10 protein-coding genes are annotated in these 11,683 nt (G+C 62.1%); 8 read left to right on the plus strand and 2 right to left on the minus strand.

Going from position 1 to position 11,683, the window contains the following annotated elements; all coding sequences use genetic code 11:
* Window positions 1-60: 60 nt before the first annotated feature.
* From FW789_RS13470 to FW789_RS13495, 6 genes are all read left to right on the plus strand, one after another.
* Window positions 61-1,701, plus strand: a complete 1,641-nt coding sequence (locus tag FW789_RS13470; protein ID WP_446431573.1) for a methyl-accepting chemotaxis protein — start codon at window positions 61-63, stop codon at window positions 1,699-1,701.
* Window positions 1,702-1,944: 243 nt separating this feature from the next.
* Complete coding sequence (locus FW789_RS13475; RefSeq protein WP_411561841.1) at window positions 1,945-2,742, plus strand: class I SAM-dependent methyltransferase; 798 nt, start codon at window positions 1,945-1,947, stop codon at window positions 2,740-2,742.
* Between the two features lie 173 nt (window positions 2,743-2,915).
* Window positions 2,916-3,629 carry an AraC family transcriptional regulator gene (locus FW789_RS13480; protein ID WP_446431574.1) on the plus strand — a complete coding sequence of 238 codons (714 nt, stop codon included), beginning with the start codon at window positions 2,916-2,918 and terminating at the stop codon, window positions 3,627-3,629.
* Between the two features lie 104 nt (window positions 3,630-3,733).
* A complete protein-coding gene (locus FW789_RS13485; protein ID WP_446431575.1) occupies window positions 3,734-5,173 on the plus strand; it encodes an efflux transporter outer membrane subunit in 1,440 nt (479 codons plus the stop codon).
* The gene (locus FW789_RS13490; protein WP_446431576.1) at window positions 5,170-6,315 is read left to right on the plus strand and encodes an HlyD family secretion protein; all 1,146 of its coding nucleotides are present in this window, start codon (window positions 5,170-5,172) and stop codon (window positions 6,313-6,315) included. The genes FW789_RS13485 and FW789_RS13490 overlap by 4 nt, the downstream gene beginning before the upstream one ends.
* Window positions 6,305-7,819 (plus strand): DHA2 family efflux MFS transporter permease subunit, encoded by a 1,515-nt coding sequence (locus tag FW789_RS13495; protein WP_103436990.1) that lies wholly within the window; start codon window positions 6,305-6,307, stop codon window positions 7,817-7,819. The genes FW789_RS13490 and FW789_RS13495 overlap by 11 nt, the downstream gene beginning before the upstream one ends.
* 2 nt (window positions 7,820-7,821) lie before the next feature.
* Here FW789_RS13495 and FW789_RS13500 read toward each other — a convergent pair whose 3' ends face one another.
* Window positions 7,822-8,736 (minus strand): LysR family transcriptional regulator, encoded by a 915-nt coding sequence (locus FW789_RS13500; protein ID WP_446431577.1) that lies wholly within the window; start codon window positions 8,734-8,736, stop codon window positions 7,822-7,824.
* 119 nt (window positions 8,737-8,855) lie between these two features.
* On the opposite strand from FW789_RS13500, the gene lysA reads away from it, so the two are divergent.
* Window positions 8,856-10,088 carry a diaminopimelate decarboxylase gene (gene lysA / locus FW789_RS13505; RefSeq protein ID WP_446431578.1) on the plus strand — a complete coding sequence of 411 codons (1,233 nt, stop codon included), beginning with the start codon at window positions 8,856-8,858 and terminating at the stop codon, window positions 10,086-10,088.
* A 42-nt stretch (window positions 10,089-10,130) separates the two neighbouring features.
* Here the strand turns inward: lysA and FW789_RS13510 are convergent, their stop codons facing one another.
* Window positions 10,131-10,649: a cysteine hydrolase family protein gene (locus tag FW789_RS13510; protein ID WP_186699768.1), complete on the minus strand. Its 519-nt coding sequence runs from the start codon at window positions 10,647-10,649 to the stop codon at window positions 10,131-10,133.
* 339 nt (window positions 10,650-10,988) lie between these two features.
* Here FW789_RS13510 and FW789_RS13515 point away from each other — a divergent pair, with 339 nt between their 5' ends.
* Window positions 10,989-11,582: a fasciclin domain-containing protein gene (locus tag FW789_RS13515; RefSeq protein WP_181108367.1), complete on the plus strand. Its 594-nt coding sequence runs from the start codon at window positions 10,989-10,991 to the stop codon at window positions 11,580-11,582.
* Window positions 11,583-11,683: the final 101 nt, after the last annotated feature.

The following is an 11,683-nucleotide window of genomic DNA, read 5'->3' on the forward strand; positions in this document are numbered from 1 at the left end:
TGTTCGATAACTTGAGAATCTCCCCGCCTGGTCTTCCAGGCATCGAATGGATTCTTCGACATGCTTCTGGGCAATCTGCGCCTGCAAACCAAGCTGTTACTATCGCTCACCGTGGTCAACCTGATCAGCATCACCGCCTTCATCAGTTACGCCCAATACTCCAAGTCGCAGGACATTCGCGAGCAGATCGACAACCGCTTGCGCACCGTCGCCTACGCCGTCCCACGGGTACTGGGTACTGACTATCTCAGCCGCACCCGCGAGGCCAATGGGCTGAAAGCCGGTGAATACGAAGCGCAGGTACGCAATCTTGGCGAGTATGCGCAGGAGGTCAATCTCAAATATGCCTACAGCTTGATGGTGGATGCACAGGGCAAAGTAATTTATCTGGCCGACAGCGCCAGCGCCGATGACATCGCCCGCGGCACTTATTCCAAACACCTGGAGCACTATAGCGACGCAAGCCCCGCAGCGGTCGAGGCGTCACGTAGTGGCCAGGAGAAGTTCGATGAATATACCGACAGCTTCGGTAGTTTCCGTTCGATTTTCCTGCCTTTGCACAACGCCAGCGGCCAGCAGTACATCGTCGGCGTCGATGTCACTCTAGATGCACTAAATGAGGCGATTCAGGCCAGTCTGCATCGCTTGCTGCTGATTGGGGCGGCGTCGTTCCTGGTCGGTTTGCTGTTGTCCTGGTTTGCCGCCCGCATGTTGGTGCGTGGCATTCATCACCTGACCCGCCAGTTGAATGACATTGCTGAACGGCGTGATCTGTCGACCACCGTCACGGTGGTCAACGGCGATGAAATGGGTCAGATGGGCAAGCACTTGTCCAACTTGCTTCAAGACCTGCGCCAAACCTTGGGCAGCGCCTCCGGCATGGCCGAGAGCAACGAGCGGCTGGCAGAAATTTTTCTCCAGCTCGCTGACGAAATCAACCAGCGCATCAAGCACGCCGGCGTGCAGTTGGCCGATATCAACGAACACGGCCAATCCATCCGCCAGGCTGCCGAGAGCTCATCGAGCCTGGCCGATACGGTACGCGTCGACCTCAAGTCCGCCGTTGGCGAATTGAGCCTGACTCATCAAGAGTTGAAGCGACTGATCGGTGACGTGCACGGCAGCACCTCGGCCAGCATCGAACTTGCCAGCGACCTGCAGCACCTGTGCTGTGAGGCTGAAAAGATCAGTCAGGTGCTGCAGATGGTCGCCGCCATTTCCGACCAGACCAACCTGCTCGCACTCAACGCCGCCATCGAGGCCGCACGGGCCGGTGAAGCCGGTAGAGGCTTCGCAGTGGTGGCTGATGAAGTGCGCAAGCTGGCCGGACAGACCCAGGGCGTGCTGAACGATGCCAACCAGGTCATCAGTGCCGTCACCAGCGGCATCCGCCAGATCGCCGAACGGATGAACAGTACCGCCGAACAGTCGCGCAGCTTGGCGCAGACCTCCGACAATACCCTCGGTGTAATCGATGGTCTGGTGCGCCAGATGGGTCAGGTCAGTAGCGCGATGGACCGTGCCCTGAGCAGCAGTGAAGAGATTCAGCACGCGGTCACCGACATCGCTGGCCGGCTGGGCGGCATGCACGAAACCTTTGAACATACCTCGCAGGGCATCGCCGAGATTCACGATTCGGCGACGACCCTGGGCAGCACTGCCAGTGCACTGAAGGGCGGGCTGAGTGCATTTCGCACGTGATGGCGTGAACGTGCCAAAACTACGAGGCACAAGCAGCCCTCGTCAGTGGCGTAACGCTTCTGCGCTCAGCGTCGACTTGCTCATCGCAGGCCTAAGGCAGTTAGTACGTCGGTTTGTACTTCACAAAAATATCGATGTATTCGCCAGCCAGTGAGTTTGTTGCTTGCACTAAGCCTTACCCTAAGTGCTCACTAGGCAATCAGCCGGCCTGATCACCGGCATCTTCATGGAGTGAAGCCCAATATGCCGTCGTTCAAGCACATGATCGAAAGCAACCGCGATGCCTGGAACGCCTCTGCCGATGCGCATCGCCACAGTGCCACCTGGCAGAGCTTGTTGGCGGAGGCTGCCCATGCGCAGTTCTCATGCCTGGACCCGACACTCACGGCGCTGCTCAAGCAGGTAGACCTTCGCGGCAAACAGGTACTGCAGTTGGGCTGCAACAATGGCCGCGAAGCGCTCTCGCTGTATGCGCTAGGCGCCGAGCATGTGGTGGGCGTCGATCAGTCCGCCGCATTCCTGCAGCAAGCCCATGAACTCGCCGCAAGGTCGCCCCACGCTGTCGAGTTCATCGAAGCCGACATCCACCAGCTACCAGCCTCGGTGACCGCGCGCTTCGATGTGGTGCTGATCACCATCGGCGTGCTCAACTGGATGCCCGATCTATCTGCGTTCTTCCGCCACGCCGCCAGCACGCTTAAGCCGGGCGGGACGCTGGCCATTTACGAAACTCACCCGTTTCTGGAGATGCTCGAACCTGAGTCCAACGACCCCTGGCTCATCAGCGGCAGCTACTTCCAGACCGAGCCGGTGGTTGAGGACAAGGCCATTGTTTATGAGGGCCAGGGTGAGGCGAATGGGGTGACGTCGTATTGGCACATCCACCGCATGAGCGACATCGTTACCGCTGTGCTGCAAGCGTCGCTGCAACTGCAGGCGTTTACCGAGTACCCGCACTCGAACCGCGAAGAGCTCTATGACGTTTATGAGAGCAACGAGCTGCAGGTGCCGATGTGTTACACCTTGCTGGCTGTGAAATAGCTGCAATCGCAAACAGGAACAAGCGCACGCTAATTGCGATAAAAAGCAAACAACAACCGATAAACTCTCTAAAAAAGCAACATCTAAGCAGAATAAATCTCCTAACGGTAACATGTTGCAATAAATCGCCACCAGCCAACGGTATAATCAGATCCCGTCAAACGGAGCGATCCATGCAAACGCTGGGAAGGGATTATCAACACGGCGAGCACGTTGCCCATCACTGCCACGGCGAAGACCAGCTGATCTACGCCGCCAGCGGCATCATGCGTGTCAGCAGTGACGGCGGTAACTACGTCATCCCCGGCGGGCATGCCCTGTGGGTACCGGCCGGGGTCAACCACGCGATCGCCATGCAAGGCCAGGTGCGCATGCGCACGCTGCTGCTTGAAGCGCACATCGACCGCTGTCAGGTGATCGTCGTTTCCGGCTTGCTGCGCGAATTGATTCTGGCCGCGTCACACTTGCCTGACCGGCAGGACGGCGAGCACATCCGCGCCCTGATCAAACACGAACTGGCCAACGCGGCCCACCTCGATGCCTTCGTAGCGATGCCGCAGCATGCGCGGCTGCGAGCGTGGTGCGAGCGCTTTCTCGACAACCCGGCCCAAGACCTCACCCTGGAGCAATGCGGCACGCAGCTCAACCTCAGTGCCCGCAGCGTGGCGCGGTTGTTTCAGCGGGAAGTGGGCATGTCCTATGGCGAATGGCGGACTCGCGCGCGGGTCATGCTCAGCCAGCAGAAGCTCGCCGAGGGCAAGCCGATCCTGACGGTGGCGCTGGAGCACGGTTACGAAAGCGCCAGCGCCTTTGCGGCCATGTTCAAGCGCACGCTCGGTCAGGCGCCGAGCGATTGGCAGTTGCGCCTGCTGGGCAGCAGCGACTAGCCAGCAGGTTGTCCCGTTTGCACGCATGGTTGGCGCGCTTGCGGCAGCGGCGCAGCGGGCGCGCTGAGTAACCTCGCATCACAGCCCCTGATGCGACATTTGTGATGCCTTTACGCCAATCCTCCCCCCGCCCTACCCGGCTTGCCTTGGCCATGCTCTGTGCGCTGACTGCCTGCACCCGGCAACCTGTGCCCGCGCCGCCACCCTTGCAGATTGATGCCCTGGCCAGCGTGCCCATCGGTACCAGCAGGCAGGCCCTGCCCGAGGACTGGTGGCGGCTGTTCAATGATCCGCAACTTGACCGCTGGGTACAGCGCGCCCTGGCGCGTAATCAGGACCTGGCCCAGGCCAAAGCCAACGTACAGGCGATGCTGGCGGGCATTGCCGAGTTCGACGCCCAACGCTGGCCCGCCACTGCACTTGGCCTGGCAGCTACCTACGGTAAAACTGCTGATGATCAGACCCTGGCCAAAGCCACCGACAGCCACGCCTCGGCGCAGTGGCAACTCAATCCGGGTATCGAGCTTGCCTATCAGGTCGATATCTGGGGGCAGGTACGCGCTGCCATCGAGCGCGCCGCGGTGCAGGCCGACGCCAGCGCCGCCGCACTGGACCTGGTGCGCCTGAATGTCGTCACTCAAACCAGCCGCGCCTACGTCCAGCACTGCACCTACAGCGCCCGTCTGAAGCAGACCAGGCAATCCCTGCACAGCCTTGAGCACAGCGTGCAACTCAGCCAACGCCAGCAGCAAGCGGGCATCGCCACCGAGCTGGACCGTGAGCGCCTGCTCGCACTGCGAGAGCAGCTGCGCGCCGAACTACCGTTGCTCGAAGCGCACCGGCAGATGGCCGTGTATGAGCTGAACATGCTCAGCGGCCAGGCTGCGCCGGCAGAGGCCATAACCTGCGACAGCCCGCCCACGCTGGCGGCTGCGCTGCCGCTCGGCGATGGCTGGCAGTTGCTGGAACGCCGCCCGGATGTGCGCCAGGCCGAGCGTGAGCTGCGCGCCGCCGGGCTGGGCATCGAGATCGTCACTGCCGACCTCTACCCCAAGGTCAGCTTTGGCGCTTCGCTGACGGCTGCCGACCAACACCTCGGTCACCTCGGCGACAGCCGCGCGGTGATGTTCGGCATCGGCCCGCTGATCACCTGGCAGTTCCCCAACGTGCGCGCCAACCGCGCCCGAGTGCGCAAGGCCGAAGCCTTGCAGCAGGCCCAACGGGCTCATTACCAAGGCGTCGCGCTGGCCGCATTGAAGGATGTGCGCCAGGCCCTCGCTCGCTTCGACGGTGAGCGGCAAAGCCTGCTGGCCGTTACCGCCGCGCTGGAGCACGGTCAACGAGCGCATGCGTTGGCCGACTTCAGTTACCGCGCCGGCGCCCTTGATGGCCTGGCGTTGCTTGACAGCGAACGCGAGCTGATAGGCCTGCGCGCTCGCCAGGTCGACGCCCAAGGTCGTCTCGCCCAGGCCCAGATCAACCTGTTGCGCGCCCTCGGCGGCCGCTGGCAGGCATCCATCAGTAAAACCGGAACCCAACCATGAACAGTGCCGTACAACCCACCGTGCCCAACGCTGCCGAGCAGCGCATTAAAACCACAACCCGGCGGCGCCTGGCGCTGACGGTAGCGCTCGCCGTGACCGTGGTCGCGCTGCTGGCGCTGGCCAGTTATTGGTGGGCCACAGGCCGCTATCTGCAGAGCACCGATGACGCCTACATCAAGGCTGACTGGTTGGCGCTGAGTTCGCGCGTGGCGGGCAATGTGGCGGCTGTTGAAGTCGAAGACGACCAACCGGTCCAGGCCGGAGACGTGCTGGTACGCCTGCACGATCGCGACTACAACGCTCGCCTTGATCAGGCACGGGCCGGAGTTGCCCAGGCGCAGGCGGCACTGCTCGCAGCCGCTGCCAGCCAGCAACTGGCGGCCGAGCGGATCACCCTGCAACGCCAGGCCATCCTCCAGGCGCAGGCCGCCCTGCGCAGCGCCAAGGCCGAAGCACGCCGCAGCCAGCTCGATATCCAGCGTTATCGCGAACTGGTGCGTGACCACGCCGCCACCGCGCAACGGCTGGAAACCGCCACCAGCCAGGCCAGCCAGGCGCAAGCGGCCGAGCAAGGCGCCCAGGCTGCACTGCAGCAACAGCAATCGCAACTGAACATGGCCAAACTGCGCGCCGCGCAGGTCGATGCCGAACTCAAGCAGTGCCAAGCGACCCTTTCCCGCGCCCAAGCCCAACAACAGCAGGCCGAGCAGGATCAACAAGACACCGTGATTCGCGCCCCGATCGCCGGAGTGGTCGGCCAACGCCGGGTTCGCGCCGGGCAATATGTGCTGCCAGGCCAGCCGCTGCTGGCAGTGGTGCCGTTGCAGCAGGCCTACGTCGTGGCCAACTACAAGGAAACCCAGCTGGAGCACATGCGCCCGGGCCAGCCGGTACGTATCGCGGTCGACAGCTTTTCCGACCACGACCTGCGAGGGCATGTAGCGAGCTTGTCGCCGGCCTCCGGCAATGTCTTCGCGCTGCTCCCGTCCGATAACGCTACCGGCAACTTCACCAAGATCGTGCAGCGCTTCCCGGTACGCATCCTGCTCGATCAACCGTTGCCGGATCTGCCGCTCCTGCCCGGCATGTCAGTTGTGACACAGGTCGACACGCGCCCAGGGGCAAGCACCGATGAGTACTGAGCAATCAGTATCGTTGCGTGCCTGGGTGGCAGTGCTGGCGGGGCTGTTCGGCTGCTTCATGGCCGGCATGAACGTACACGTCACCAGCGCGGCGCTGCCCGAGATCCGGGGTTCACTGGGGGCCAGCTTTGAAGAAGGCTCATGGATATCCACGGCCTATCTGGTCGCAGAAATCGTGATGATCCCGCTGACCGCCTGGCTGGTCGAAGTGTTCTCCCTGCGCCGAGTGATGTGGACCGGTTCGTTTATCTTTCTGCTCGCCTCGGTAGCCTGCTCGGCGGCACCCAATCTGGAGACGATGATCTTTATCCGGGTCATTCAGGGCGCGGCTGGCGCGGTGCTGATTCCGCTGTCGTTCCAGCTGATCATCACCGAGCTACCGGCGCGCAAGATGGCCATGGGCATGGCCCTGTTCAGCCTGGCCAACAGCGTCGCCCAAGCCGCCGGCCCGTCGCTGGGCGGCTGGCTCACCGACGCCTTTTCGTGGCGCTGGATCTTCTACCTGCAACTGGTGCCGGGTATTGCCTTGCTGCTCGCCATCGCTTGGTCGATCGAAGCCAAACCGATGCAACTGGCGCGCCTGCGCCAAGGCGACTGGCTGGGCATCGCCGCCATGGTCATCGGCCTGGGCGGGCTGCAGATCGTGCTGGAAGAAGGCGGCCGCCTGGACTGGTTCAGCTCGCCGTTGATTGCCGGCCTCAGCCTGATTGCCGCCATTGCGCTGGTGCTGTTCGTGGCGACCCAGCTGTTTGGCTCACGTGCCTTCATCAATCTGCGTCTGCTCGGCCACTACAACTTCGGCGTGGCCAGCGCGGCAATGTTCATCTTTGGCGCGGCAACCTTTGGCTTGGTCTTTCTGGTGCCCAACTATCTGTCGCAGCTGCAGGGTTTCAGCGCCCATCAGGTCGGCGTAGCGCTGATTGCCTACGGCGTGGTGCAGCTGCTGCTGGCGCCCCTGATGCCACGCTTGATGGGCTGGACCAGTGCCAAGTTCATGGTCGCCAGCGGTTTTTTGATCATGGCGCTGGGCTGCTGGTTGGGCGCGTGGCTGAGCGCCGATGCCGGCAACAACGTGATCATTCCCTCGACCGTGGTGCGCGGCATTGGTCAGCCGTTCATCATGGTGGCGTTGTCGGTGCTGGCCGTCGCTGGCCTGGACAAGCGCCAGGCCGGCTCTGCCTCGGCGGTTTTTTCCATGCTGCGCAACCTCGGCGGGGCCATCGGTACGGCGGGGTTGACGCAGATCGTCGCCAGCCGCGAACGGGTGCATAGCGAGCGCTTGCATGAGCATGTCACGCTGTTCTCGCCCGCCCTCCAGGAGCGTATCGGCCAACCGATGCAGAGCTGGCTGCTGCAGCAGCAACAGCTGCTCGAAGGGCTGGCCGGGACGATCCGCCGCGAGGCCTACCTGATGGCCTACAGCGATGCATTCTATGTCTCGTGCCTGGCGCTTACGGCCTGCGCACTCGCGGCCCTGCTGCTGCGCTCGGAACGGGCAAAGTGAATTTACAGCCCCGTAGCCAAGGCATCACTCAGCTTGCGCGCTTGCGCCCGCAGCGCCTGGCAGAAACGATCGACCGCCGCCGAGCCGGGGCGGTGGTCTGGGCGAACCAACATCACCTTGTAGGGTACGCAGACACTCAGCCTGCGTATCGACAGGCCACTGCGCGCAGCGTCCAGGCCACTTAGCGGATTGATGACCGCTACGCCCAACCCTTGCCTGACCATCGCACACACCGAGGCGGCATTGGTCGTCTCGATGACGGTGCGCCGGTTGACGCCTGCCGCGCTGAAATGCTGATCCAGCTGCTGGCGATAGGTATCCAGGCTGGAGAGGTTGATGAAATCAGCCTGGTGAAAGTCACTGAGCTCAAGCTGGCGCTTGTCGAGCAACGGGTGCTGATCCGGCAATAGGCAGACCATGCTTGCGCTGAACAACAACTCAGCGACGGTCCCGTGTGGCGTTTGCTCGACCTCGGTAAGCCCAAGGTCATGCTGTTGTGCAATCAGAGACTCTTCCAGCAGTGGCGACTCTTGCGCTTCGATCCGCACGCTCACGCCGGGGTAGTGTTGATGAAAGCTTTGGCACACCTCTGGCAGTAACGTCTGCGAAAACAGTGGCAGGCAAGTGATCGCCAACCTGCCCTGCTCAAAGTTGCGAATGGCCTGGGCGCAGCGATCGATACGCTCCAGAGCGATGTACGACCGCTCCACTTCCTCCAGCAGCAGCAGTGCCTGCGCCGTCGGCTTCAAGCGCCCTGCTTCGCGGTCAAACAGGCTCAACCCCACCAGTTGTTCGAACCTCGCCAGCTCACGGCTGACGGTAGGTTGCGAGGTGAACAGCAGGCGTGCAGCCCCGGTCACGCTGCCGGCTGCCATGATGGCGCGAAAGATCTCGATATGACGAAAGGTAAGCTTCACAGCGGCACCGACGCAGCAGAATTGCCATATCAGATATGAATTGCTGACACATAAAAAGCTATTTTTATAAATACGCCCCTTACCACAACCTTGGACACCTCCCGTACAAGGATTACCCCATGCCTGAATCCGCCCCATTCCACTCGCTGGCCAGCGCAGTTCGCCGCCATGGCTCGCCGTTGTGGGTCTACGACGCAAACACCATCAACGCCAGGATCGACCAGTTGCAAGGCTTCGATCTGGTTCGCTATGCGCAAAAAGCCAACCCGAATCTGCATATCCTGCGCCTGATGCGCGCGCGAGGCCTGGCCCTGGATGCGGTATCACTGGGCGAAATCGAACGGGCCCTGGCTGCAGGCGCCACCCTTGATCGGCAGCCAGCAGAGCTGGTGCTGACCAGCGATGTGCTGGATCGCGCGACGCTGGCGCGGGTGGTCGAAGCGGGCATCGAGGTCAATGCGGGCTCGATCGACATGCTCCGACAGCTGGGCGAATGCTCCCCCGGGCACCGGGTGTGGCTGCGGATCAACCCGGGCTTCGGCCACGGCCACAGCCGCAAGACCAACACCGGCGGCGAAAACAGCAAGCATGGCATCTGGCACGAGCAACTCGGCGAGGCTCTCGACTGCATCCGCGCCCACGGTCTGCACCTGGTGGGCGTGCACATGCACATCGGCTCAGGTGTGGATTATGCGCACCTGGAGCAGGTTGCCCAGGCGATGGTCGAGTTGGTCGACCGGCTGGACATGGATATCGAGGCGTTCTCCATCGGCGGCGGGTTATCGGTACCGTACCGGGACGGTGACAGCCCGGTCGACATCCAGCGCTATGCCCGGACCTGGGCGGCGGCTAAAAGCCAGATCGAAACAATGCTTGGCCATGAGGTGCACATGGAGATCGAGCCCGGGCGGTTCTTGCTTGCCGAGTCGGGCTACCTGGTGACCGAGGTGCGTGCAGTCAAGCAGATGGGCGGCAACCGCTTCATCATGGTCGACGCCGGCTTCAACGATTTGCTGCGCCCGGCGTTGTATGGCAGTTATCACCGGATGACTGTGCTGGATGCCGACGGCAATCCAGTCGAGCGCCCGTTGCAATTGACTCAGGTGGCTGGGCCGCTGTGCGAGTCAGGCGATGTTTTCACCCAGGACGAGCACGGGCTGGCGGCGCAGTTGTTGCCCCAGGCCTGTGTCGGCGACCTGCTGGTGATCCACGACGCAGGGGCCTACGGCGCCTCCATGTCGTCGAACTACAACAGTCGGCCGTTGTTGCCCGAAGTGCTGATCGAGGATGGCGATATTCGTCTGATCAGACGGCGACAAACCATCCAGGCGCTATTGGATCTGGAACTGTAAGGCCCACGCTGATCGACTCGGGCCGAGCCGATCAGCGTGATTTCAGAAGCGCCACTCCTCAGCGGGCACCACGCGGCAAAATGCACCGGCCAGCGTTGCATTGTGATGAGCGACGATGGCCTCGGCACCGAGCGCGGGGGTGTCGGAGCAGGTATGACCGTCGGCAATCAGCACTGCATCAAAGCCACTGTCGCGAGCCGCCCGACACGTGCTGTCTACGCAATACTGGGTTTTCATCCCGGTCACGATCACGCCTTCACAGCCATGTTCACGCAGTTGCTCGGCTAGATCGGTGTGGGTAAAGGCGCTGGGCCGGCGCTTCTCGAAGATCACTTCGTCACCCTGCAACTGCAACTGCGGGATGATCTGCGTCAGTGGACTACCCGGCTCTATTGCAGTCCCTGCTGGCCCCACATGGCGGGCGAGAAAGACAGGCGCGCCCTTGTCTCGAGCCTGCTCCATGAGCACGTTCAAATTATCGATGACCTGCCCGATGCGCCACGGCTTGTCCGGCCCATGCACCAGTCCAACCTGCATGTCGAGAATCAGAAGTGCATACATGCTCGTATCCTTACGTCAGTGATAAAAATCAGGGCAAAAAAAAAGACCCGATCCATTGCTGGCGGGTCTTTGGGGGCGCTGTTCGATCAACTCACGCAGGCACCCTCGACCCGTCACTGGTGGTCGTGGTGGTGGTAGTCGAAGTGCTGCGCAGTGTGCTCATGACAACGACGTTAACCGCCAGCCCTCTGTTTAGCAAGCCGCCTCGCCAGAACACCGCACTTGCCCCGCCCGCCCAAAAAATAAAAGTCGCCCTTACTGCATCCAACTCACCGGCCCGCGCGTATATCAAGCACGGACAGACCTTCCTGGCCGATACCTCCTGCAAGGATCACCACCATGAAACGCACTGCATTGAAAACGCAGCTGGTCGCCAGCCTGCTGACGCTCGCCTTCGCCGGTAATTTCACCATCAGTACCGCGCAAGCGGCGAGCATGAACCAGGACAGCGTCATGGTGGGCGGCCAGAGCATGTTGCCGAGCAAGGACATCATCGACAACGCGGTGAACTCTGCAGATCACACTACGCTGGTCGCCGCAGTGAAAGCGGCAGGGCTAGTCGACACCCTCAAAGGCAAAGGCCCGTTCACCGTATTCGCGCCGGTCAACTCAGCCTTCGCGGCATTGCCCGCGGGCACTGTCGATACGCTGCTGAAACCGGAAAACAAGGCCAGCCTGAGTAAACTGCTCACCTATCACGTCGTTGCCGGCAAGCTCGACATGGCTGCCCTTGCCGCCAAGATCAAGGCGGGCGGCGGCAAAGCCGAACTGACCACCGTGGCGGGCGGCAAGTTGTGGGCGATGATGAACGGGCCGCACAACATCACCCTCAAGGATGAAAAGGGTGACGTGGCCGACATCACCACCTACGACGTGTACCAGTCCAACGGCGTGATCCAGGTTATTGACAAGGTCCTGATGCCCAAAGGCTGAGCCCTGCCGCCGCGCCAACGGACGAGGTGCGGCGGTATTGGCCAGGCGCCGCTCAGTAAATGGCCCGTCCCCATTTCCTACACTATTCTCTGACTGCAATC

The sequence above is a fragment of the Pseudomonas sp. 1121_17 genome (assembly GCF_052850745.1).